We start from the raw sequence: 23633 nt of genomic DNA, 5'->3' as shown, positions 1-23633 counted from the left end.
CAAACTACCCGATGCACACGAGTGTGCTGGAAGGGGTGAACAACAAGATCAAAGTGATAAAGCGCATGGCATATGGATTTAGGGACTCAGAATACTTTTTTCTGAAAATCAAGGCGGCCTTCCCCGGAAAGCCGCGATGAACCTTATTTCTTGCCCGGGTTGTCCCAGATCCCCTCTTCCAGCTGGCTGCGCAGCTCGGGGTATTTGTTGGCATCGAAGGTCGGCACGCGGCCCACCTTGAGCTGGTCGTTGTAGTCCTTGGCCAGCTTGATGGCGACACCGGAGAGCAGCAGGATGGCCACCAGGTTGACGATGGCCATCAGCCCCATGGAGACATCCGCCAGAGCCCACACGGTCGGCAGCTCGCCCACGGAGCCGAACATCACCATGCCCAGCACGAACATCCGGAACAGCATCAGGCCGCCCTTGTGGTTGTGCTCGAGGAACACCAGGTTGGTCTCCGCATAGGAGTAGTTCGCCACGATGGAGGTGAAGGCGAAGAAGAAAATGGCCGCTGCGATGAAGATGTTGCCACCGCCGCCCACCTGGGAGGAGAGCGCACGCTGGGTCAGCTCGACACCGGTCACGCCGGAGCCCGGCTCGAACTGGCCGGACATCAGGATGATGGCGGCAGTACAGGTACAGATGACGATGGTATCGAGGAAGACCCCCAGCATCTGCACATAGCCCTGGGAGGCCGGGTGCGGCGGATAGGGGGTGGCGGTGGCGGCAGCATTGGGGGCAGAGCCCATGCCCGCCTCGTTGGAGAAGAGGCCGCGCTTGATGCCGTTGATCATCGCCTGGGAGATGGCATAGCCCATGGCGCCGGAACCTGCCTGCTCGATGCCGAACGCAGACTTGATGATGAGGGCGAAGATACTCGGCAGCTCGCTGATGTTCATGAACACCACGAACAGCGCCATCAGGATGTAGGCCAGCGCCATGAAGGGCACCACCAGCTCGGCAAAGCGGGCGATGCCGCGAATGCCGCCGAAGATGATGAGACCGGAGAGCACCACCAGGGCCAGACCGCTCACCCAGTCAGGGATGCCGAAGGCGACGTTCATGGCCAGGCTGATGGAGTTGGCCTGCACCGCGTTGAACACCAGACCGAAGGCCAGCAGCAGGCAGAGGGAGAAGACCACCCCCATCCAGCGCATGCCGAGGCCGCGCTCCATGTAGTAGGCGGGGCCGCCCCGGTAGTTGCCATCCTCATCCTTGACCTTGTAGAGCTGGGCCAGGGTGCTCTCCACGAAGGCGGTGGCCATGCCGATGAAGGCGATCAGCCACATCCAGAAGACGGCGCCAGGGCCACCCAGATAGATGGCGACGGCCACACCGGCCAGATTGCCCGTCCCGACACGGGCCGCCAGGCTGGTACACAGAGCCTGGAAGGAGGAGATGCCGGCGCTGTCGGATTTGCGACTGTTGCGCAGGACCGAGAACATGTGGCCGAAGTGGCGGATCTGGATAAAACCCAGGCGGAAGGTAAAGAAGATACCGACCCCGATCAGCAGGTAAATGAGCACGGCTCCCCACATCAGGTCGTTAATCATTGCAATCAAGGTGTCCATAATTCTCTCGTTGTTATCACATCCATGGCCAGTCTGCGCTGACCGCTCTCTGTCAATTTCCGAACCAGCATTGCGCCGAAGGGGCGGAATCTAGCATAGCGAGGGAATTCAGAATAGTGACAGGGCTCACCGGGGAGACAAAAAACGAGCAATTTGATGCAAAAAAGCTTCATTTAGCACGCAATAAATCAACAAAAATTGATGCGCAACCCAGCCCCACACAAATTAGAGCCAATAGAGAACCATTTTACAACTCATCCCATGGGGGTAAAAACCGTTGAGTGAAACGAAACCAGGGAGACAAGCGTTTGCCTCTCATGCCTCATCGGCAAGGGGTTGTAACGCAAAACGTTTTACACGTAATTAAATTTCAAGTAGCTGACAGAACTATTTATGTGACCTCCCGCACAAATTTATGAATCCACCAAAATAATTGCGCTTTTCCATGTCGGAGCCAGCCGCCACACCATGAATAAAACTCGTTTTTTATCAAACACTTTCACCAGACAGCCGGTACCGCTTTCACCACCTAGCTGATTCGCATACAAGCCCCCCTATTGCAGGATGCGCCACATCCGTATTAATTAGGCAGGCAATGACGATGGGGCCTGCCCATCGCCCCTTTCTGAGCCTGAGCCGCCGGGATCTTGTAATTTAATTTCAGAACTGCCGTCTCATGCCTGCCACCCTGGGATTGCTCCCTCATAAAGAGATGATATTTGCCATGGCCGATAAATTGACCCAGCTGAAAGCCCTGACCACAGTGGTTGCCGATACCGGCGACATCGAAGCCATCAAGCGCTACCAGCCCATCGATGCCACCACCAACCCCTCTCTGGTACTCAAGGCCTCCGAGATCCCCGAGTACGCAGCCCTGATCCAGGACGCCATTGCCTGGGCCAAATCCCAGAGCCAGGACAAGGCACAGCAAATCATCGACGCAGGCGACAAGCTGGCGGTCAACATCGGCCTCGAAGTGCTGAAAATCGTTCCGGGCCGCATCTCCACCGAAGTGGACGCCCGCCTCTCCTTCGACACCGACGCCAGCATCGCCAAGGCCCGCAAGCTGATCCGCCTCTACAACGAAGCCGGCATCAGCAATGATCGCATCCTGATCAAGCTGGCCTCCACCTGGGAAGGGATCCGTGCCGCCGAGGTGCTGGAGAAAGAGGGTATCCAGTGCAACCTGACCCTGCTGTTCTCCTTCGCCCAGGCTCGTGCCTGTGCCGAAGCCGGCGCCTTCCTCATCTCCCCGTTCGTGGGCCGCATCCTCGACTGGTACAAGGCCAAGAACGGCCGTGACTACACCGCCAGTGAAGATCCGGGCGTGGTCTCCGTCACCGCCATCTACAACTACTACAAGCAGCACGACTACCCGACCGTGGTCATGGGCGCGAGCTTCCGCAACACCGGCGAAATCCTGGAACTGGCCGGCTGCGACCGCCTGACCATTGGCCCCGCTTTGCTGGAAGAGCTGAGCAAGGCTGAAGGCACCGTGGTGCGCAAGCTGGACTACACCGGCGAGCGCACAGCCAAACCGGCCCCGATGACCGAAGCCGAATTCCGCTGGGAGCTGAACCAGGACGCCATGGCCGTAGAGAAACTGGGGGAAGGCATCCGCCTGTTCGCCATAGACCAGGGCAAGCTGGAAACCATGCTGGCAAGCCACCTGTAAGGCTGCTCGCCACACGGCTCTCACAGAGCGAAGTGGCGCCGCAAAAACCGGGCTCCCGAAAGGGCAGCTCGGTTTTTTTGTTCCTGTTTCCGGTTGTCACAACTTCGTCATAAAAACGTTTTATTTTCAAAGGCGTCGTGTTATACGGATGGTGAAAACCATAAAACCAAGGAGGGAGCCATGGACATGTTCAACTTCGATTTTGACGAGGTCGTTGAGCTGGGTTCACGTAGCCGCGGGACAACGGGAAAAAAACGCAAATGGCGTGAGATTGAGGCGCTTAAAGACAAGCACCGCCTGCAAAAGGAGCTGCAGGCCATCGACATCGCCTATGAAGGATCGGACGACCTGGAGCTCTGATACGCCCACGTCGCCCATGTTTCACTCCAACGAGTGGAGCCATAAAAACAGCGCCCCGGATTGACCGGGGCGCTGTTTTTATAGGTGAACCTCCTGTCAGGCTGCAGGCAGCGAGAGCTGTTTGGCCAGCGCCTGGAAGTGCTGGCTTACCTCCGCCCCGAACAGGGGATCATTGATGGCCCGGTTCTGCCAGAGCTGTTCGAGATGACGCCAGTCATCCTCGGTCAGGGAGTCGCGCAGATGGGGGAAGATGACCCCTTCCTCATAGTTCATGTGCGCCTCCTGCTGCTCGATGAACTGCTCCAGACGGGCCACGAACTGATCCAGCGGGATGACCGCGTCCATCAGGATCATCTCCACCATCTCCTTGAGCTCGGTCCCTGCATCCAGCAGACGGGCGTGCTCCTCGTGCAGCCGGTTGGCCACCTCCCCCTCCACCACCCTGTATTTCAGGTAGTAGTCATAAATCATGTCTTCCTTCGGGTGGTGGTACTTGTCGGATACCTCGCGCAGATAATCCACCACATCCCGCAGCAGGAAGTAGCTCACCGGCTGCTCATTGCGAATGGCCGCCAGCTTTTGCTTGAGCAGCGACAGCAACCGGGTGATGTTGAGATGGTCCTTATGCAGACTGGATAACATGGGCACTCCTTGCACTGAAATGAGAAAACGTCTGTCTCGAGTATACGGTCATTTATTGCCTGAACTTTGCACTCAATCAAGTCGGATGCAGACAGCGGCTGCACCAGCCTCTCACCACAGGGGGCACAGGGGAGACCATTTCCCCTGTGCATTCAAGGCGTCAGGCCGCCGGATCGGCGCAGACCGAGAGCCAGTCGATGGGACTGCGTCCCTGCTGGACCAGCAGGCGATTGGCCTCGGAGAAGTGGCCGCAACCGATGAAACCGCGATGGGCAGAGAGCGGGCTGGGATGGGGGGCGCTCAGCACATGGTGGCGCGACCGGTCGATGAAGCGCCCTTTCTTCTGGGCATGAGCGCCCCACAGCAGGAAGACGACTCCCTGGCAATGGGCATTGATCCGCTCGATGACACGATCGGTAAAGGTCTCCCACCCCAGGTGGGCATGGGAGTGGGCCTGGCCCGCCTGGACCGTCAGCACGGTATTGAGCAGCAGCACCCCCTGTTTGGCCCAGGACTCCAGAAAGCCGTGATGGGGTGTGACAAAACCCGGCAGATCCCGCTGCATCTCCTTGTAGATGTTGACGAGGGACGGCGGCGTGCGCACTCCGGGCAAGACGGAGAAACAGAGGCCGTGCGCCTGGTCCGGGCCGTGATAGGGATCCTGCCCCAGGATCACCACCTTGACGTCATCCAGCTCGGTCAGTTTGAAGGCATTGAAGACCTCGGTCGCCGGGGGATAGATCACCTTGCCCGCCTCCCGCTCGGCCCTGACGGTGGCCAGGGTGTCCATGAAATACGCCTGCTCTTTCTCCGAACCAATCACATCTTTCCAGGTCAGCACACCCGTCTCCTCTCGTTGTGGATCCACTCCTTCCATCCTGGCTGGCATGCCAGCCTCTCCCCACTCCCCGCCTTCTGTCCAGCTTGGCACCGCTATCTCCTCGGTCAATAGAGCAAGGGGCTCAGGATAGGGTCCTCGCCCCCAAGACGCAACCGCATGGAGGTCAGGCTCAGCCTTGCCAGCCTGGGAAGTGGCGGCGGCGTTCACGGGCAATGACCGAGGCTGCGTCGACACAGGAATAACAGGACGTCCTTCGGACAGGCCTCATGGGCAGGCCGGTTTTCGCTGACGCCAGAAATAAACCCTAAAGGTGTAGTTAAATTACTAGATATGAATAATAAAAAATGCATAATCCATATATCTTACAAAAACAGAAAAATGATCTGTTTTTGATTCAACTCAATGATTTAATCCCTTTCAATGCACGCAAAATGGGGTTTTATTGATTTGGATCAATTTTCGTAATATTACCGTCGTGGTATATATGGCCCCAACGAAGTAAAGGTGTAAGGCAAGGCCCCGTTAAATCATTCCTTCCAAGAGGTGGTTTAAAAACATCAGGGTAATGTGCTTACCGTTGAATCCGCTTTCCTATGAGGAGTCATACCATGATCAAGGGCATCCAAATCACCCAGTCCGCCAACGCCGCTCTGCTGAACTCTTTCTGGCTGCTGGACGAAGAGAAACAACAAGCTCGCTGCATCTGCGCCAAGGGCGACAGCTTTGCCGCCGATCAGGAAGTCAGCCTCTCCGACCTGGGTCAATTCGAATACCGTGAACTGCCGGTTCAGCAAGAGCCTGTGGTCGAAGGGGGTCAGCACCTGAACGTCAACGTACTGCGCCGCGAAACCCTGGAAGACGCCATCGCCAACCCGGAAAAATACCCGCAGCTCACCATCCGCGTCTCCGGTTACGCCGTGCGTTTCAACGCCCTGACCCCGGAGCAGCAGCGTGACGTGGTCACCCGCACCTTCACCCAGAGCCTGTAAAGCGCCCTGCGTAAAGAGATAAAAAACGGCCCCCTCGGGCCGTTTTTTCATGGGTGATGATCGCCGCCGGAACCTGGGTCAGCTTCGCAGGTCCACCGGCCTTGCCACCACGGGTTTCACCAGGGCGTCCTGCATGGTGGCCTCGTCGAGCTGATCGCAGTAACGGGCCACCACCAGGGTCGCCACCCCGTTGCCGATGAGGTTGGTCAGGGCGCGCGCCTCCGACATGAAGCGATCAATCCCGAGGATCAGCGCCAGCCCGGCCAGCGGCAGATGCCCTACCGCCGAGATGGTGGCTGCCAGCACGATGAAGCCACTCCCCGTGACTCCGGCCGCCCCCTTGGAGGAGATAAGCAGCACCACCAGCAGGGTGAGCTGATGGAACAGGTCCAGCGGGGTGTTGGTCGCCTGGGCGATGAAGACGGCGGCCATGGTCAGATAGATGGAGGTGCCGTCCAGGTTGAATGAGTAACCGGTCGGGATCACCAGACCCACCACCGATTTCTTGCAGCCCAGCGCCTCCATTTTCACCAGCATGCGCGGTAATACGGATTCCGACGAGGATGTTCCGAGCACGATCAACAGCTCTTCCCGGATATAGGCAATAAAGCGCACAATGCTGAAGCCATTGGCTTTGGCGATACTGCCGAGCACCAGAAAAATAAACAGCAGGCAGGTCAGATAGAAACTAGCAATTAATTGTCCCAGCTGAACCAAAGAACCAATACCGTATTTCCCTATGGTGAATGCCATGGCGCCAAATGCCCCGATCGGCGCCAGTTTCATGATCATGTTGATGATGCCGAAAATAACCTGGGAGAAACCATCGATGATATTGAAGATGGGTTTTCCCTTCTCCCCGATATGATGCAGGGAAAATCCGAACAGGACGGCAAACAGCAACACCTGGAGTATATTGCCGCCGGCAAAGGCACCGATGACGCTGGCCGGTATCACATCCAGCAGGAAGGGAATTATCCCCTGGGACTGGGCCTGATCCGCATAGACGGAGATGGCGCTGGCGTCGAGTGAGGAGGGATCCACATTCATACCGGCCCCTGGCTGCAGCACGTTGACCACGCACAGACCGATGATCAGGGCCAGGGTGCTCACCACTTCAAAATAGATCAGCGCAATGGCACCGGTTTTGCCCACCGCCTTCATGCTTTCCATGCCGGCAATGCCGGTGACCACGGTACAAAAAATGACGGGGGCGATGATCATCTTGATTAATTTAACGAAGCCATCACCAAGGGGTTTCATATCTGCGCCCAGACTCGGATAGACATGTCCCAGACATATTCCGATGGTGATTGCCAATATCACCTGAAAATAGAGGCTACTGACAATTTTCTTGTGCATGCTCAACGTCCTGTTAATAAGTGTGACTCCACTGACAGCAAATAACGCATGCAGCAGTCTGCGGCGAGAAATAGGGTTATCTCACCCGCTTCATACCTTTTTGCCATCCTGACGGTCGCTACTTTTGCATGTCATAAGAAGCAAATAAGAGACATCAATCACACAATATATTTAACATCATTAACACCACGGAAACATGGTCGCAATGGACGCCGAAGAGCACCAAATGAAAATGACGGAAATAAAAATGCCCCGCATGGCGGCAATGCTGTTCAGATAAGCACTTTTTTGACTGATTATTCATAAATTGGATTTGAGTTGAGGGGGCAAGGCTGTGTCCAGTCGATCTTCCTCCAGCCTTTATCCAGCGGGGCTTGCAATAGAAAGAGGGAGGCATCATGCCTCCCTCGATTTTTTGTCCTGATACTACGTGGACTGGAACTCAAATTCTCTTAAGTGAACAGCATTGCCCGCATGGCGGGGCATTTTTGATAGTAAAAATCGCGATCAGGCGGAGGTATCGAGGGGCTCGAAGCTCTTGACGAGATCGTCGATGGCCTTCATCTGCTTGAGGAAGCCTTCCAGCTTCTCCAGCGGCAGGGCGCTCGGGCCGTCGCAGCGGGCAATTTTCGGATCCGGGTGGGATTCGATAAAGAGACCGGCCAGGCCCACCGCCATGCCGGCACGGGCCAACTCGGTCACCTGCTCGCGGCGACCGCCGGAGGCCGCCCCCAGGGGATCACGGCACTGCAGGGAGTGGGTGACGTCAAAGATGACCGGATAGCCGCCGGTGCTCTTCTTCATGACGCCCAGACCCAGCATGTCCACCACCAGGTTGTCATAGCCGAAGTTGGCACCGCGCTCGCAGAGGATCAGGCGATCGTTGCCACACTCCTCGAACTTGTCGGTGATGTTCTTCATCTGGCTTGGGCTCAGGAATTGCGGCTTCTTGATATTGATGACGTTGCCGGTGCGGGCCATGGCCTCTACCAGATCGGTCTGGCGCGCCAGGAAGGCGGGCAGCTGGATGACGTCGACCACCTCGGCGACCGGTTTGGCCTGATGGGGCTCATGCAGATCGGAGATCACCGGCATGCCGAAGGTCGCTTTCAGCTCCTGGAAGATCTTCATCCCCTCTTCCAGACCCGGGCCGCGATAGGAGTGGATGGAGGAGCGGTTGGCCTTGTCCCAGCTCGCCTTGAAGACGAACGGGATGCCGAGCTTGCTGGTCACTTCCACGTACTTCTCGCACACCGCCATCGCCATGTCGCGGGATTCCAGCACGTTCATGCCGCCGAACAGCACGAAAGGTTTGTCGTTGGCGACGTCGATCTGGTTGACCTTGATATTCTTCTGTTCCATCTCAGGGATCCTTAATGGAGGGGCTTGGGACTGAGGTCCAGGGTGGCCAGCTGGGTTTTCAGCACATCGGCCACGGGATCATCAGGGCATTGTTCAATAAAGTATTCGAAATCGTCGGCGGCAAAGCGCGGGCAATCGAGTTGCTCATAGATGAAGCCCCGATCCCGCGTCTCCAGCGGATCGCCGGGCTTCATGCGCAGCAGCAGCTCGCTGCAGCGCAGCGCCTCCGTCATGCGCTCCTCGCGCAGCAGGGCGCCCTTGCTGACATTGAGCAAGCGCTCGATGATCTCCCACTGCCCCGATGGCTGCAGATGATCATCGCTCAGACTCGCCAGGTTGCCGAGGGCACCGCGCAGCAGCAGTTCGATGCGGTGCCGGCTCAGTTCATCACCGGTGAAGGGGTCCACATAGACCTCCCCGTCCAGACCGGCAAAACTCAGGAGGAAATGACCGGGGAAGCAGATCCCCTCCACATCCAGCCCTATCTTGCGACCCAGCTGGATGAGGAGGATGCCGAGACTGACCGGGATCCCCTTGCGCCTTGCCAGCACCTGGTCCAGATCGCAGTTGGCGGACGAGAAGTAATCCTGCCAGTCGCCACGAAAGCCCAGGGTCTGGTAGAAACCCTGCAACAGCTGACGGCGCACCTCGTCGCAGTCTCCCTCGGCAATCGTCTCGTCCAGCCAGGCATCGAGGAGGGCAAGCTCGGTCTCTCCCGTGCCGCCATGGCCCCGGATCTCGTCGCTCACCGACAGCGCCAGCTCGGCCAGATCGTGAGCCTCGAAGTCGGTCCACTCATCCACACGTATCATCGTCATCCTTCCTAGCCGAACAGGCTGGCCTGCTTTTGCACCGCAATCTTGGCGATAAAGAAGATCCACCCCAGTGCGCCCAAGAAGGCAAACCAGCGGATGCCGTTGCTGCGGGCCAGGCGCAGCGCCATTATGGCCAGAAACGCCACCACCAGGATGGACGTCAGCTTCTCGGCCAGCCAGGGAATGGCGTTGTTGAGGGGGTTGAGACCCAGCACCATGCAAAGCAGCACACCGGAGAGCACCACCAGGCCGTAGAGCCAGCCGCTGATCTTGAGGGTGCGGGCGCCCCCTGCCAGTGCGGAGCCGGTCTGCAACCAGTAAAAGCGCAGGATAAACATCAGCACGGCCCCGGCAATCAGGGTGAGGTGCAGATGCTTGAGAACAACATACATATAATTTCCTTGAACAGGGGCAGACCGGGCCCGCCCGTCATATCACTGAGCCAGGCGCCCCAGGGTCACCCGCTCGTTATCGCCGTAATCGCGCACGGTTTCCACCTGGACGTAGCCTTGTTGCAGCAGGAGTTGACGCACCGCCTCCCCCTGATCCCAACCGTGTTCCAGCAACAGCCAGCCACCTGGCACCAGATGGGCGGGCGCCTGGGTGACGATGAGGCGGATATCCGCCAGCCCCTGCTCCTCCGCCACCAGGGCGGAGCGCGGCTCGAAGCGCACGTCCCCCTCGTGAAGATGGGGATCCGTCCCGTCGATGTAAGGCGGGTTGGAGACGATCATCGCAAAGCGCGGTGCATCCGAGAGCGGCGCAAACCAGCTGCCGTCGCGCACTTCGATGGGCAACCCCAGGGCGGCGCTGTTGGTGCGGGCCAACGCGGCCGCGGCCGGCATCCTGTCCACCGCCCATACATCGGCATCCGGTCGCTCAGACTTGAGCGCAAGGGCGATGGCACCGGTGCCCGTGCCCAGATCCAGCAGGGCGCAGGGGCCGCCCGGCAGGCGGGCCAGCGCCTGTTCCACCAGCACCTCGGTATCGGGACGCGGGATCAGGGTGGCCGGGCTCACTTTCAGCGGCAGCGACCAGAACTCCCGCTCACCGATGAGGTGGGCAATGGGCTCACCATTGAGGCGACGGGCAAGCCAGCCCGCCAGGGTCGCCTGCTGGGCGGCATCGAGCTCGTGCTCCGGCCAGGTCATCAGATAGCTGCGCCGGCAATCCAGCAGATGACAGAGCAGGGCATCGGCGTCGGCACGGGGGGATTCCCCGGAGGCCAGGGTCGCCATGATATGGGCGCGGGCCTGCTGGATCTGCATCAGTTGCTCTCGGCCAGGGAGGCGAGCTGATCCGCCTGATACTCCTGCACCAGGGGGGTGATCACGCAGTCCAGATCCCCTTCCAGGATGTCGCCCAGACGATAGAGGGTGAGGTTGATCCGGTGCTCGGAGAGACGCCCCTGGGGATAGTTGTAGGTGCGGATGCGCTCGGAGCGATCCCCGGAGCCCACCAGGTTGCGGCGGGTACTCTGCTCGGCGGCGCGATGGCGTTCGTCCTCGGCCGCCTGCAGGCGAGCGGAGAGCACCGACATCGCCTTGGCGCGGTTCTTGTGCTGGGAGCGCTCGTCCTGGCACTCCACCACCAGCCCGGTGGGCAGGTGGGTGATGCGGATGGCGGAGTCGGTCTTGTTGACGTGCTGGCCGCCGGCACCGGAGGCGCGGAAGGTGTCGATCTTCAGCTCGGAGGGGTTGATCTCCACCTGCTCGGCTTCCGGCACTTCCGGCAGCACGGCCACGGTACAGGCGGAGGTGTGCACCCGGCCCTGGGATTCGGTCTCGGGGACTCGCTGCACCCGGTGGCCGCCGGACTCGAACTTGAGGCGGCCGTAGACGTGCTCACCGTCCACCTTGGCGATCACCTCCTTGTAGCCGCCGTGTTCGCCGTCATTGCAGCTGACGATGGAGACACGCCACCCCTGACGCTCGGCGTAGCGGGAGTACATGCGGAACAGATCCCCCGCGAAAATGGCCGCCTCGTCGCCACCGGCACCGGCGCGGATCTCCAGATAGCAGTTGTTGTCATCCTTGGGGTCGCGCGGCAACAGCATCACCTGAAGCGCCTGCTCCTGCTCCTCGAAGGTCGCCTTGGCGAGCGGCAGTTCCTCTTGCGCCATCTCCCGCAGCTCGGCATCCTCTTCCTCCAGCATCAGCCGGGTGGTCTCGAGGTTCTCTTCGGCCTGGCGGAAACGCTGGAAGGCGTGAACGATATCTTCCAGCAGGGCGTATTCCCGGGTCAGGGCGCGGTATCTGTCCTGATCCGAGGCGACCCCGGGCTCCCCGAGCAGGGCCTGTACTTCTTCATGGCGCTCGATGAGGCCTTCCAGCTTTCTGATCAATGAGGGGTTCATGACTCTTGGATTCTCGATGGAGGACGGGACGGCAAAGGGCCGTCCCAACACTATGATTCTTGTGACAATCCCAGCACCTGACGCAGTTGGGCCAGCTTGTGGCTGTCCCCCTGGGCGGCGGCCTGGCGCAGGGCCTGGGTCGGTGCGTGGATCAGCTTGTTGGTGAGGCGATGGGCCATGGCCTTGAGCGCCTGCTCGGCATTTTCACCCTGTTGCAGGGCCAGCAGGGCCCGCTGCAACTCTTCGTCGGCGACCTGCTGTGACTGATGGCGATAATCGCGAATGAGATCCACCGAGTGCTGGCTGCGATACCAACCCATGAACTCGTCGCGCTCTTCCTGCACGATGAGTTCCGCCTCGGCGGCCGCCCGCTTGCGGGTCTCCAGGTTCTGCTCGATGATGCCCTGCAGATCGTCCACCGTGTAGAGATAGGCATCGGAGAGCTCGTCCACCTCGGCTTCGATGTCGCGGGGCACGGCGATGTCCACCAGGAACATGGGCTTGAAGCGACGCGCCTTGAGCGCCCGCTCCACCATGCCCTTGCCGATGATGGGCAGGGGGCTTGCCGTGGAGCTGATGACGATGTCCGCCTCGTGCAGGTAGTCCGGGATCTCCTCCAGGATCATTACCTGGGCACCGAACTCCTCTGCCAGCAACTGAGCCCGTTGCAGGGTGCGGTTCGCCACCATCATCCGGGTCACGCTCTGCTCGCGCAGGTGGCGGGCCACCAGTTCGATGGTTTCGCCGGCGCCCACCAGCAGCACCTTGGTCTGGGAGAGATCGGAGAAGATACGGCGGGCCAGGCTCACGGCGGCGAAGGCCACCGACACCGCGCTGGCGCCGATCTCGGTGTCAGTGCGCACCCGTTTGGCCACCGAGAAGGATTTCTGGAACAGGCGCTCCAGGGATCCTTTCACCGCATCCGCCTGCTGGGCGTGGGCGTAGGATTGCTTGATCTGCCCCAGGATCTGCGGCTCCCCGAGCACCAGGGAGTCGAGGCCACAGGCCACCCGCATCAGGTGTCGCACCGCTTCCTCGTCCTGGTGCCGGTAGATGGCGGAGAGCACCTCGCTCGCCTCCAGCGCGTGGAACCGCTGCAACCAGTTCAGCACCTGCTCCCCCTGCCCCTGCTCCAGGCTGCAATAGAGCTCGGTGCGGTTGCAGGTGGAGACGATCACCGCCTCGCTGACGCCAGGCTGCTCCACCAGCTCACGCAGGGCGCGATCGATGCGGTCCGGGCCAAAGGCGACCCGCTCCCGCAAGGCGACACTGGCGGTGTTGTGGTTGATTCCGAGGGCAAGCAGACTCATGGGTGGGTGATGATCGTTTCATGCACAGGGTGTAGAGGCCGACAATTGTACGAGAAAGGGTAAGTCTTTAAAAGCAATACGGCCGCCCCTTATACTGTCGCAAACCTCATCTGCGGAGCTCCACCTTGTTGTTGCGTATCTTCTCCCTCGCCTGCCTGCTGGTGCTGGCGGGCTGTACCACCACCCAACCCCAGCGGGATCAGGTCAACTGGCAGCAGGAGCGCGCCCGCCTCGAACGCCTCACACACTGGCAGTTGTCGGGCAAGATGGCCATCATCACCGCCCGCCAGAAGGGCAGCGCCCGCCTCAACTGGCAGCAGAACGGCGATGACTATCGCCTCAACCTCACCAGCCTCATCGGCACCCATATTCTGGAACTCTCCCGCACCGGCGGCGAGGTGACTCTGCTCGACAACGACGGAAAACAGCACCAGAGCCCGGATGCCGAGCTCCTGGTCTATCAGCTCACCGGCTGGCACATTCCGGTGGCCGGGCTGCCTGAGTGGATCAAGGGATTGCCGGGGCAGGCCGAATTCGAGCTCAACCCCGATGCCAGCCTCGCCAGCGTGCGCGACGGCCAGTGGCAGATCGTCTACGGGGACTATCGGGATCAAGACGGCTATCGCCTGCCCCACCTGCTCACCATGACCGGGCAGGAGAGCCGTCTCAAGCTGCAGATCAACGAGTGGACCCTGGCACCATGATGCACGACCCGGCGCCGATCCGCTGGCCCGCCCCGGCCAAGCTGAACCTCTTCCTGCACGTCAACGGCCGCCGCCCCGATGGCTACCACGAACTGCAGACCCTCTTCATCTTCCTCAATCACGGCGACTGGCTCGAATTCGAGCCGATCCCCGGCAGCGACCAGCTCACCTTGAGCCCGGCCATTCCCAGCGTGCCCGATGAACAAAACCTTATCATCCGGGCTGCGCGACTGTTGCAGAACCGGTTGGCCAGTCCGCAGGGAGCCCATATCCGGCTGGAGAAGGTACTGCCCATGGGAGGCGGCATCGGGGGCGGCTCGTCGGACGCGGCCACCACCCTAGTGGCCTTGAACCACCTCTGGCAAGCCGGCTTGAGTGAAGACGAGCTGGCCGAGCTCGGCGTGCAGCTGGGCGCCGACGTGCCGGTGTTCGTGCGGGGTAAGGCCGCCTTCGCCGAGGGCGTGGGGGAGCGGTTGCAACAGATCGAGGTGCCGGATGCCTGGTACCTGGTACTCAAGCCGGATTGCCATGTGGCCACCGCCGCCGTGTTCCAGGATCCCGACCTGCCCCGCAACACCCCCAAGATGACCCTGGAAAATCTGCTGGCAGGAGAGTGGAAAAACGATTGCGAACTGCTGGTGAAAAAGCGCCACCCCGAGGTTGCCAATGCGCTCGGCTGGTTGCTAGAATACGCGCCGTCAAGAATGACGGGCACTGGCGCCTGCGTCTTTGCTCGATTTGAAGACGAAATGGCTGCTCGGAAGGTGTTGGCAAGAGTGCCGGAAGGCTGGGATGGGTTTGTCGCCAAGGGCGAGAACATATCACCACTCTTCGTCACTTTGCAACAAGTGAGTGATTGGGGTATCGCCAAGCGGTAAGGCAGCGGGTTTTGATCTCGCCATTCCTAGGTTCGAATCCTAGTACCCCAGCCAACTCTCTCCTTGTTGAGGCCGTATCGGGAGGTGTTGACCTCGTCGATGTGTCTTGGGCCAATCTGACGCGATGGCGCTCAAGCTGGATTCCCGTCCACCCACCCTGCGGGTGATGAGACGCCATCCTCGACATCGCCCAGAGACCTTGTCCGTCATCTTGCTAAATCGTTTGCCCCCAAACGATACGGGTCTAAAATCAGACTCCCCACATACTGGATGCAACCCCGAGGTTTCAAACCGTGCCTGACATGAAGCTGTTTGCTGGTAACGCAACGCCGGAACTAGCCCAGAAGATCGCAGATCGCCTGTTTATCAAACTCGGCAATGCTGCCGTAGGTCGCTTTAGCGACGGCGAGATCAGCGTACAGATCAACGAGAATGTACGCGGTGGCGATATCTTCATCATTCAATCCACCTGTGCCCCGACCAACGACAATTTGATGGAATTGATCGTCATGGTGGATGCACTGCGTCGTGCTTCAGCTGGCCGTATCACTGCCGTTATCCCCTACTTTGGTTATGCCCGTCAGGACCGCCGCGTCCGCTCCGCCCGTGTGCCCATCACCGCCAAGGTCGTCGCCGACTTCCTCTCCAGCGTGGGTGTGGACCGTGTGCTGACCGTTGACCTGCATGCCGAGCAGATCCAGGGCTTCTTCGACGTCCCCGTCGACAACGTGTTCGGCAGCCCGGTGCTGCTGGAAGACATGAAGGCCAAGAACCTCGAATCCCCCGTGGTCGTGTCACCGGACATCGGCGGCGTGGTCCGTGCCCGTGCCATCGCCAAGCTGCTGGACGACACCGACATCGCCATCATCGACAAGCGTCGTCCCCGTCCGAACGTCTCCCAGGTCATGCACCTGATCGGCGACGTAGCCGGTCGTGACTGCGTCATCGTCGACGACATGATCGACACCGGCGGCACCCTGTGCAAAGCGGCCGAAGCGCTGAAAGAGCGTGGTGCCAAGCGCGTGTTCGCCTATGCAACCCACCCTGTCTTCTCCGGCACCGCCGTTGAAAACATCAAGAATTCGGTCATCGACGAGCTGATCATCACCGACTCCATCCCGCTCACCCCGGAGATGAAGGCAGTCGGCAAGGTCAAGCAGCTGACCCTCTCCTCCGTGCTGGCCGAAGCGATTCGCCGCATCAGCAACGAAGAGTCCATCTCTGCCATGTTCGAGCATTGATAGACCCTGTCGTGACAAAAACCGCCGAATGGCGGTTTTTGTTTTTTTGGGTGCCTGGCGCCAGCCGCCAACCTCCACTCGGCAAGAGACGAAAACCTCGGACGAGCCACCCCACCCGAGCCCTTCTGTCCGGCTTTTCCCCGACCTTGCCGCACTTTGGTTGAGTGATCGCCACTCGGCGGCTAGAATATTGCGTCCCATTGCCCCGGGTCATCCGCCCATGGCAAGTAGCGAGTGAAGACATCAAGCGTGACAAGTCAAATCAAACTGATTGTCGGGCTGGGTAATCCCGGCCCCGAATATGCCAAGACCCGCCACAATGCGGGCGCCTGGTATGTGGAGCAACTGGCACGCTGGCACAATGTCAGCCTGCGCGAAGAGCCCAAGTTCTTCGGCCACACCGCCCGCTTCCAGGTGGACGGGCAGGATGTGCGGCTGCTCATCCCGAACACCTACATGAATCTCTCCGGCAAGGCCGTGGCGGCGCTCGCGCGCTTCTACCAGATCGCCCCGGAGGAGATCCTGGTGGCCCACGACGAGCTGGACCTGCCTCCCGGCATCGCCAAGTTCAAGCAAGGGGGCGGTCACGGCGGCCATAACGGCCTCAAGGACATCATCGCCAGGATGGGCAACAACAATAACTTCTTCCGGCTGCGCCTTGGCATCGGCCATCCGGGCGCCAAGGAGCTGGTCGCCGGCTTCGTGCTGACCAAGGCGCCCAGCAGTGAGCAGAGTCTGATCGAGGCCGCGCTGGACGAATCCCTGCGCGCCACCGACATCCTGTTCAAGCAGGACATGACGAAGGCCATGAATCGCCTGCACAGTTTCAAGGCCGAGAAAGTCTAGGCCTTCAGCCTGCATGACCAGGCTGTTCAAGATGACCGGCTCCTGGCGAGATCCCTCGCCTCGGGGTCAAGCAACACGACACGGGCCGCCCGCGCGGCCCCTTGAAGCATCCATCAACAAGGTAACAATCCATGGGTTTTAAATGCGGTATCGTGGGCCTGCCCAATGTAGGCAAATCCACCCTGTTCAATGCGCTGACCAAGGCCGGCATCGAAGCCGCCAACTTCCCGTTCTGCACCATTGAGCCGAACACGGGTGTGGTCCCCATGCCGGATCCCCGCCTCGACCAGCTGGCGGCCATCATCAATCCGCAGCGTGTCGTGCCTACCACCATGGAGTTCGTGGACATCGCCGGCCTGGTGGCCGGTGCCTCCAAGGGCGAAGGCCTTGGCAACCAGTTCCTGGCCAACATCCGTGAAACCGAAGCCATCGGTCACGTGGTGCGCTGCTTCGAGGACGAGAACATCGTCCACGTGGCGGGCAAGGTCTCCCCGGCCGACGACATCGAGGTCATCAACACCGAGCTGGCCCTCTCCGACCTGGATGCCTGCGAGCGCGCCATCAATCGCCAGTCCAAGCGTGCCAAGGGCGGCGACAAGGATGCCAAGCTGGAAGTGGAAGTGCTGGAGAAGATCAAGGTTGCCCTGGAAAACGGCCAGATGATCCGCGGCATGAAGCTGGACAAGGATGAGCTGGACGCCGTCAGCCACCTCAACTTCCTGACCCTCAAACCCACCATGTACATCGCCAACGTGGCGGAAGATGGCTTCGAGAACAATCCCTATCTGGATCAGGTCCGTGAGATAGCCGCCGCCGAGAACGCCGTTGTCGTGGTCGTCTGCTGCGCCATCGAGGCGGACATCGCCGAGCTGGACGACGAAGACCGCGCCGAGTTCATGGCGGATCTGGGCATCGAGGAGCCGGGCCTGAACCGGGTGATCCGTTCTGGATACGAGCTGCTCAAGTTGCAGACCTACTTCACCGCCGGTGTGAAAGAAGTGCGCGCCTGGACCATTCCCGTAGGTGCCACCGCCCCGCAGGCCGCTGGCAAGATCCACACCGACTTCGAAAAAGGCTTTATTCGCGCCCAGACCATCGCCTTCGACGACTTTATCACCTACAAGGGTGAGCAAGGCGCCAAGGAAGCAGGCAAGATGCGCGCGGAAGGGAAAGACTACATCGTCAAGGATGGCGATATCATGAACTTCCTGTTCAACGTCTAACCCCATGAGAGGCCAGCATTTGCTGGCCTCTTTTTTATCTGGCCAGAGGCGCGATCTGGGTGCGAATGTCGTAAAAAAAACCAGATTGTTGGGCTTTTGCACGACAGCGGCCAATAACTCGCCAAACGCACCCAAATTCGTTTTTTCAAACAAAAAAAGGGTTGACGCCCCAGAGCCAGATACGCATAATTCCGGCCGCACAGTGACGAGGCAACGACTCACTGGAAGCACGGTTGGCTATGTAGCTCAGTTGGTTAGAGCATCGCACTCATAATGCGGGGGTCACAGGTTCGAATCCCGTCATAGCCACCATCTCTAGTTGGGGTATCGCCAAGCGGTAAGGCAGCGGGTTTTGATCTCGCCATCCCTAGGTTCGAATCCTAGTACCCCAGCCATTTTTTGAATGATGTTTGATGGTCTCTGTCAGGCATCGTCGTTGGGGTATCGCCAAGCGGTAAGGCAGCGGGTTTTGATCTCGCCATCCCTAGGTTCGAATCCTAGTACCCCAGCCATTTTTGATTGATGTGTGACAGTCTATGTCAAGCATCGCTGTTGGGGTATCGCCAAGCGGTAAGGCAGCGGGTTTTGATCTCGCCATCCCTAGGTTCGAATCCTAGTACCCCAGCCATTTTTCTGTTCTCTTCCACGTTTGTGGTTGACAACAAACGGCTATGTAGCTCAGTTGGTTAGAGCATCGCACTCATAATGCGGGGGTCACAGGTTCGAATCCCGTCATAGCCACCATGTTTGAAAAACGTTCCTTCAATCATCCGATTGCAAAGAACACTGTTGGGGCATCGCCAAGCGGTAAGGCAGCGGGTTTTGATCTCGCCATACCTAGGTTCGAATCCTAGTGCCCCAGCCATTTTTGCTTGTATTCGACGCAAGTCGTGCACAAGACGGCTATGTAGCTCAGTTGGTTAGAGCATCGCACTCATAATGCGGGGGTCACAGGTTCGAATCCCGTCATAGCCACCATTATTCTTGCGGAAGTGGCGAAATTGGTAGACGCACCAGATTTAGGTTCTGGCGCCCTAGGCGTGAGAGTTCGAGTCTCTCCTTCCGCACCATCGAAAGCAGTGCCAAACAGACCAGCTCAGGCTGGTTTTTTTGTATCCGGCGTTTGCCGCTCTTCTTCCCCTCTCCACGCCATCGCGCGCCTGCAACGCCACCACATGTATCAACGGCTGTGCCTTGTGTTCTCCTCTGCGATGGCGTTATGCACTGCTCCCGCGTGATGCCGCCCTTTTCATCTCGCAGAGCGCTGCGGGCAATAAAAAGGCGGCCCGCAGGCCGCCATATCATTTACTGTCGTCAGAACGGGAAGAACCAGGGGATGGCGATGACGCTCACCACCATCACCAGCAGGGTGAAGGGCACGCCAATGCGCACGAAGTCCATGAACTTGTAATTGCCCGGGCCCAGCACCAGGGTGTTGACCGGCGACGAGACCGGCGTCATGAAGGCTGCCGAGGCGGCGATGGCGATGGTCATGGCAAAGGGATAAGGCGACACCCCCATCTGATGGGCCGTCCCCAGCGCGATGGGCGCCATCAGCACCGCCGTTGCCGTGTTGGAGATGAAGAGCCCGATGACGGCACAGAGCGCGAAGAGGCTGGCCAGCATCACCCTGGGGCCCATCTCCCCCACCGCCGAGATGAGCGCGCCGACGATGAGATCCACCCCGCCGGTCTGCTGCAATGCAAGGGCAAAGGGCAGCATGCCCACGATGAGGATCAGGGTCGGCCAGTGGATGGACTTGTAGGCGCTCTCCAGATCGATGCAGCGGAACTTGCCCATCAGCAGGCAGGCGATGAGCGCCGCGATCACGTTGGGCACGGGATCCGTCACCATCAGCACTATCATGACCCCGAGGGCAATCAGGGCGTGAATGGCCTGGCTGCGGGCAGGCGCCATCTCGTCCACTTCCGCAGGCAGGCCCAGCAGCAGAAAATCGCGATGATGGGTCTGCAACTGACGAATGAGGCTCCAGTTCCCCACCACCAGCAGGGTATCCCCCATCTGCAGCGCCTCGTCCACCAGCTTGCCGGTCAGCGCCTCTCCATCCCGGCGGATCCCCACCACACTCAGACCGTAACGGGAACGGAAGGTCACCTCGCGGATGCTCTTGCCGAGCAGCCGGGAGCCAGGGATGAGGGAGACCTCCGCCATGCCCACCTCCCGCGCCTGGTCGGAGAAATACTCCCCGCGCAATATCATGGGCTCGAGCCGCGCCTCGCTGCAAAACTCCCGCACATCCACCTCGGGATCCGACATGTCGATGAGCAGCACGTCCTTGGCCTGGAACTCGGTCACCCCGGTGACACTGACCATCACCCGCCTGAACTTGCGCCAGCGCTCCATCCCGATGACGTTGGCCCCGAAGCGGGCACGCAATTGCAGCTCGTCCAGGGTCTGGCCGATCAGGGGGGAGTCGGGCCGGATCGCCAGTCGGCGTGCGCGCCCCGCCAGCCGGTAGTCACGGATGAGATCCCGCATGGTGCTGCGTCCCATCTGCTTGCCCTTGCCCTCCTCTCCTTCACGCACCAAGGAGGTGCGCATCAGCAGCATGTAGAGGATCCCCATCCCCAGAATGATGACCCCCATGGGGGTGAAGCCGAAGAAGCCGAACCCCTGGATGTCGTGGCGCATCAGTTCACTGTTCACCACCATGTTGGGAGGGGTTGCCACCAGCGTCATCATGCCGCTGATAAGGCCGGCAAAGCCGAGCGGCATCATCAGTCTGCCCGCCGGGATCCCCATCCGGTTCGCCACGCTCAGCACCACGGGGATGAAGATGGCCACCACCCCGGTCGAACTCATCACGGCCCCCAGGGTCGCCACCGCCACCATCAGCAGCACCAGCATGCGGGTTTCGCTGCTGCCGGCCACCTTCACCAGGGCATCTCCCACCTGATAGGCGATGCCGGTACGCACCAGCCCCTCCCCCACCACGAACAGGGCGGCAATCAGAATGACGTTGGGATCGCTGAATCCTGCCAGCGCCTGCGGCAGGGTCAGGGTGCCGCTCAACACGAACAGGATGATGATCAACAAGGCGACCACGTCCATGCGGACCTTGTTGGTAATAAACAGGAGAATGGCACCCACCAGCATGCTGAGCACCCAGATCAACTCGGAATTCACACTTGCTCCTTTTGTTCAACGTCAACCACGGCCGGCCTCGGACGCCATCAGACCACAGAGCCCGTCCCCCTGATTTGTTACATATCAAGAAAGAGGAGGCCGCATCATCTCACATTCAGGTTCAGTTGCGGCCATTTTACCGAGCAGTGAACGCAGTCGGTCGCCCTTCACATGTCGGGGTAAAAAGTGCTGCACGCTCCCCCCTCCCCTCCTAAAATGGGCCCGCCGCGGCCTGAGCCGCCCTCTCACCCCTTGCCCTTCGGAGACGACATGACCCAGCACACCCCGGCCTACCCGGCATTCACCTTCTTCAGCCGCTTTGTCGCCGACATCCAGGCTGGCCGAAAGACCATCACCATCCGCGACGAGAGCGAGGCAAACTGGCGGCCCGGCCAGCGCCTGGCCCTGTTCACCAACCCGGAACACCAGCCTTTTGGCACCATTGAAGTCATCTCGGTCAAGGCGGTCGCCTTCGAGGCGCTGAGCGACGAGCACGCCCGTCAGGAGAACATGACCCTCCCCGAGCTTAAAGATGTGATCCGCGATATCTACCCCGTACTGCCGCCCCTCTATGTGATTGAATTCGTGCTGATTGAAGCCTGATTTTGTGAGCTGCCTCAGCTAACGCCGGTTGCGCTCACGGGCCAAAAGCGCACAATGACTGTTTTTATATACAGTCATTGGTGTCTTATGGAAAAACAACTCGAACCGGCCATCGCAGCCATGGTGGCAGACTTCATCGCCGCAGGTCGTCCCAAGGCGAGCCAGCTGAGCTGGCAGGCGCGCCGTGAAGGCTACCTTGCCTCTGCCCTGTTGGGCGGTGAGCGAGAAGAGGTGGGCGCCATCGAGGAATGGCAGGCCGATCACCACGCCATCCGCTGCTATCGGCCCGCAGACAAACCGGACCCCGCGTATCCGGTGCTGATCTATTTTCACGGCGGCTGTTTTGTCAGCGGGGATTTCGAGACCCACGATCGCCAGATGCGGATGCTGTGCAACCGGGCCAGTGCCCTGATCTTCGCCGTACACACCCGCCTCGCCCCGGAACACACCTATCCTGCAGCTCACGACGATGCGCTGGCCGCCACGCGGGCCATCATGGCCGAGGTGGAGAAATGGCATGGGGATCCGGCACGTCTCGCCATTGCCGGCGACAGCGCAGGGGGTCATCTCGCCCTGATCACCACCTTGCGGCTCAAGGCTGCCAACGCCCCCTTGCCCAAGGCCCTGCTGCTTCTCTATCCCATGCTGGATGCCCTCTGCGAGAGCCAAAGCTACCGCGATCTCGGTGACGACTACCTCATCACCCGGGACATGCTCGCAAGCGGTTTTCACGCCTACCTTGGCAGCCTGCCCCCCAGCCATCCCGAAGCCAGCCCGCTCCTCCATCCCGCCCTGTCAGGATTACCGCCGACCCATATCGTCACGGCGGAATATGATCCGCTGCGCGACGAAGGGGAAGCCCTGTATGGCAAGCTGGTGCAGGCTGGCGTCGATGCCACTTGCCAGCGGCAGCATGGCGTCATCCACGGCTACTTCCAACTGGCGGCCATCAGCCCTGCCGCTCGTCAGCTCATCGACCAGATAGCCATGATGCTCAGAAGACTCTGAGTTGGAACCGGCCCCCATGCCGTGTTAAAAGTGTCTCTTTTGAATCAGAGAGGTAACCCGCGTGTTCGAGATAGCGAGCCTGAAAGAGGGTATGATGCACGGGGTGGAGCTGTTCCAGCTGCTGCTGGAGATCATCTCCATCGCCTGCGTGGTCATCGGCCTTGGCAAGACCCTCTGGCTGGCGGCCAGAGTGCGGGATCACGAGCCCGGCTTTCCCCGTATCCGCCTCTGCTTCGGCAGCTGGCTTATCCTGGCGCTGGAGTTCCAGCTCGCCGCCGACATCCTGGCCACCACGGTGGCGCCGAGCAAGGAGGAGCTGGTGCGCCTCGCCATCATCGCGGTCATCCGCACCTTCCTGAACTACTTCCTCGGCAAGGAGCTCGATGCCCAGGCCGAGCGCCAGCAACCCGAGCCTGTCAGGTCACCTTCCCGCCCCGACGCCCGATGAGCGGGCTGAGTGGCACAAGGCCACGACACGGAAGGAAAGGCACCAGCCTGATCCCATGAAGAGGGCTCCCCGCGGGGAGCCCTCTTTGTATCCGATAGCAACCATCATACCAATCAGATTAAAGATGTGATCTAATTGCTCTATTCTGGTTTCACTGTACTCAGTATGTCCGATCCAATCGATTTCTTGGCCCTCGCCAAGGCAGAAACCAACGCCAGGAAACGCATGCGATTCCTGGCGTTAGCACAC

The 23633-nt window shown here is 60.0% G+C and carries 23 protein-coding genes and 9 tRNA genes; 21 read left to right on the top strand and 11 right to left on the bottom strand.

Going from position 1 to position 23633, the window contains the following annotated elements; translation table 11 throughout:
* A partial coding sequence (locus J9889_RS17480; protein WP_210537942.1) for a transposase occupies positions 1–140 on the top strand: 140 nt, incomplete at its 5' end.
* 3 nt (positions 141–143) lie between these two features.
* On the opposite strand, the gene J9889_RS17475 is transcribed toward J9889_RS17480, so the two are convergent.
* Complete coding sequence (locus tag J9889_RS17475; RefSeq protein ID WP_042880806.1) at positions 144–1574, bottom strand: sodium:alanine symporter family protein; 1431 nt, start codon at positions 1572–1574, stop codon at positions 144–146.
* A gap of 724 nt (positions 1575–2298) precedes the next feature.
* On the opposite strand from J9889_RS17475, the gene tal reads away from it, so the two are divergent.
* On the top strand, positions 2299–3249 hold the full coding sequence (gene tal / locus J9889_RS17470; RefSeq protein WP_010673859.1) for a transaldolase: 951 nt from the start codon (positions 2299–2301) through the stop codon (positions 3247–3249).
* Between the two features lie 180 nt (positions 3250–3429).
* Positions 3430–3609 (top strand): DUF3545 family protein, encoded by a 180-nt coding sequence (locus tag J9889_RS17465; protein ID WP_010673858.1) that lies wholly within the window; start codon positions 3430–3432, stop codon positions 3607–3609.
* A gap of 96 nt (positions 3610–3705) precedes the next feature.
* On the opposite strand, the gene J9889_RS17460 is transcribed toward J9889_RS17465, so the two are convergent.
* On the bottom strand, positions 3706–4251 hold the full coding sequence (locus tag J9889_RS17460; RefSeq protein ID WP_182935382.1) for a hemerythrin domain-containing protein: 546 nt from the start codon (positions 4249–4251) through the stop codon (positions 3706–3708).
* Positions 4252–4411: 160 nt separating this feature from the next.
* Positions 4412–5092, bottom strand: coding sequence for a uracil-DNA glycosylase (gene ung / locus J9889_RS17455; protein WP_167825169.1), 681 nt, complete (start codon positions 5090–5092; stop codon positions 4412–4414).
* 608 nt (positions 5093–5700) lie between these two features.
* Between ung and grcA the strand changes: the two genes are divergently transcribed.
* Entirely contained in the window at positions 5701–6081 is a 381-nt protein-coding gene (grcA, locus tag J9889_RS17450) for an autonomous glycyl radical cofactor GrcA (protein ID WP_010673855.1), read from the top strand.
* A gap of 78 nt (positions 6082–6159) precedes the next feature.
* Here grcA and J9889_RS17445 read toward each other — a convergent pair whose 3' ends face one another.
* From J9889_RS17445 to hemA, 7 genes are all read right to left on the bottom strand, one after another.
* Complete coding sequence (locus tag J9889_RS17445; protein ID WP_210557509.1) at positions 6160–7443, bottom strand: dicarboxylate/amino acid:cation symporter; 1284 nt, start codon at positions 7441–7443, stop codon at positions 6160–6162.
* Between the two features lie 507 nt (positions 7444–7950).
* The gene (kdsA, locus tag J9889_RS17440; RefSeq protein ID WP_048207171.1) at positions 7951–8805 is read right to left on the bottom strand and encodes a 3-deoxy-8-phosphooctulonate synthase; all 855 of its coding nucleotides are present in this window, start codon (positions 8803–8805) and stop codon (positions 7951–7953) included.
* A gap of 11 nt (positions 8806–8816) precedes the next feature.
* The gene (locus tag J9889_RS17435) at positions 8817–9617 is read right to left on the bottom strand and encodes a tetratricopeptide repeat protein (RefSeq protein WP_210557507.1); all 801 of its coding nucleotides are present in this window, start codon (positions 9615–9617) and stop codon (positions 8817–8819) included.
* An 11-nt stretch (positions 9618–9628) separates the two neighbouring features.
* Positions 9629–10012 carry a SirB2 family protein gene (locus J9889_RS17430; RefSeq protein WP_210557504.1) on the bottom strand — a complete coding sequence of 128 codons (384 nt, stop codon included), beginning with the start codon at positions 10010–10012 and terminating at the stop codon, positions 9629–9631.
* Positions 10013–10054: 42 nt separating this feature from the next.
* Positions 10055–10888, bottom strand: coding sequence for a peptide chain release factor N(5)-glutamine methyltransferase (gene prmC, locus J9889_RS17425; RefSeq protein WP_039039602.1), 834 nt, complete (start codon positions 10886–10888; stop codon positions 10055–10057).
* The gene (gene prfA / locus J9889_RS17420) at positions 10888–11976 is read right to left on the bottom strand and encodes a peptide chain release factor 1 (RefSeq protein WP_210557502.1); all 1089 of its coding nucleotides are present in this window, start codon (positions 11974–11976) and stop codon (positions 10888–10890) included. Before prfA ends, prmC begins: the two co-directional genes overlap by 1 nt.
* 50 nt (positions 11977–12026) lie before the next feature.
* Positions 12027–13286, bottom strand: coding sequence for a glutamyl-tRNA reductase (gene hemA, locus J9889_RS17415; protein WP_210557500.1), 1260 nt, complete (start codon positions 13284–13286; stop codon positions 12027–12029).
* Positions 13287–13411: 125 nt separating this feature from the next.
* Here hemA and lolB point away from each other — a divergent pair, with 125 nt between their 5' ends.
* From lolB to J9889_RS17345, 14 genes are all read left to right on the top strand, one after another.
* Positions 13412–13990 (top strand): lipoprotein insertase outer membrane protein LolB, encoded by a 579-nt coding sequence (gene lolB / locus J9889_RS17410; RefSeq protein ID WP_210557497.1) that lies wholly within the window; start codon positions 13412–13414, stop codon positions 13988–13990.
* Positions 13990–14868, top strand: a complete 879-nt coding sequence (gene ispE, locus J9889_RS17405; RefSeq protein ID WP_210557511.1) for a 4-(cytidine 5'-diphospho)-2-C-methyl-D-erythritol kinase — start codon at positions 13990–13992, stop codon at positions 14866–14868. The genes lolB and ispE overlap by 1 nt, the downstream gene beginning before the upstream one ends.
* Positions 14848–14922, top strand: a tRNA-Gln gene (locus tag J9889_RS17400). Before ispE ends, J9889_RS17400 begins: the two co-directional genes overlap by 21 nt.
* Before the next feature lie 239 nt (positions 14923–15161).
* A complete protein-coding gene (locus J9889_RS17395; protein ID WP_010673845.1) occupies positions 15162–16109 on the top strand; it encodes a ribose-phosphate pyrophosphokinase in 948 nt (315 codons plus the stop codon).
* Between the two features lie 249 nt (positions 16110–16358).
* A complete protein-coding gene (gene pth, locus J9889_RS17390; protein WP_210557495.1) occupies positions 16359–16955 on the top strand; it encodes an aminoacyl-tRNA hydrolase in 597 nt (198 codons plus the stop codon).
* Between the two features lie 131 nt (positions 16956–17086).
* Positions 17087–18178 (top strand): redox-regulated ATPase YchF, encoded by a 1092-nt coding sequence (gene ychF, locus J9889_RS17385; RefSeq protein ID WP_010673843.1) that lies wholly within the window; start codon positions 17087–17089, stop codon positions 18176–18178.
* 235 nt (positions 18179–18413) lie between these two features.
* Positions 18414–18490 (top strand) — tRNA-Met (locus tag J9889_RS17380).
* A gap of 8 nt (positions 18491–18498) precedes the next feature.
* A tRNA-Gln gene (locus J9889_RS17375) sits at positions 18499–18573 on the top strand.
* A 42-nt stretch (positions 18574–18615) separates the two neighbouring features.
* Positions 18616–18690 (top strand) — tRNA-Gln (locus J9889_RS17370).
* Positions 18691–18731: 41 nt separating this feature from the next.
* Positions 18732–18806, top strand: a tRNA-Gln gene (locus J9889_RS17365).
* Between the two features lie 39 nt (positions 18807–18845).
* Positions 18846–18922, top strand: a tRNA-Met gene (locus J9889_RS17360).
* A gap of 46 nt (positions 18923–18968) precedes the next feature.
* Positions 18969–19043: transfer RNA gene (locus J9889_RS17355), tRNA-Gln, on the top strand.
* Between the two features lie 36 nt (positions 19044–19079).
* Positions 19080–19156: transfer RNA gene (locus J9889_RS17350), tRNA-Met, on the top strand.
* Between the two features lie 8 nt (positions 19157–19164).
* A tRNA-Leu gene (locus J9889_RS17345) sits at positions 19165–19248 on the top strand.
* A 244-nt stretch (positions 19249–19492) separates the two neighbouring features.
* On the opposite strand, the gene J9889_RS17340 is transcribed toward J9889_RS17345, so the two are convergent.
* Positions 19493–21325 carry an SLC13 family permease gene (locus tag J9889_RS17340; protein WP_042878180.1) on the bottom strand — a complete coding sequence of 611 codons (1833 nt, stop codon included), beginning with the start codon at positions 21323–21325 and terminating at the stop codon, positions 19493–19495.
* 270 nt (positions 21326–21595) lie between these two features.
* On the opposite strand from J9889_RS17340, the gene yqfB reads away from it, so the two are divergent.
* The 3 genes from yqfB to J9889_RS17325 all read left to right on the top strand — a co-directional run bounded on the left by yqfB (position 21596) and on the right by J9889_RS17325 (position 23384).
* Positions 21596–21928: a N(4)-acetylcytidine aminohydrolase gene (gene yqfB / locus J9889_RS17335; protein WP_202040627.1), complete on the top strand. Its 333-nt coding sequence runs from the start codon at positions 21596–21598 to the stop codon at positions 21926–21928.
* 87 nt (positions 21929–22015) lie between these two features.
* The gene (locus J9889_RS17330; RefSeq protein WP_202040626.1) at positions 22016–22936 is read left to right on the top strand and encodes an alpha/beta hydrolase; all 921 of its coding nucleotides are present in this window, start codon (positions 22016–22018) and stop codon (positions 22934–22936) included.
* 61 nt (positions 22937–22997) lie between these two features.
* A complete protein-coding gene (locus tag J9889_RS17325) occupies positions 22998–23384 on the top strand; it encodes a DUF1622 domain-containing protein (RefSeq protein ID WP_010673839.1) in 387 nt (128 codons plus the stop codon).
* Positions 23385–23633: the final 249 nt, after the last annotated feature.

This window comes from Aeromonas sp. PrichA-15 (assembly GCF_017939245.1).
Classification (GTDB): Bacteria; Pseudomonadota; Gammaproteobacteria; order Enterobacterales; family Aeromonadaceae; genus Aeromonas; species Aeromonas caviae.
Note: the sequence above shows the minus strand (reverse complement) of the source record. Positions and strands in the feature narration are given on the sequence as shown.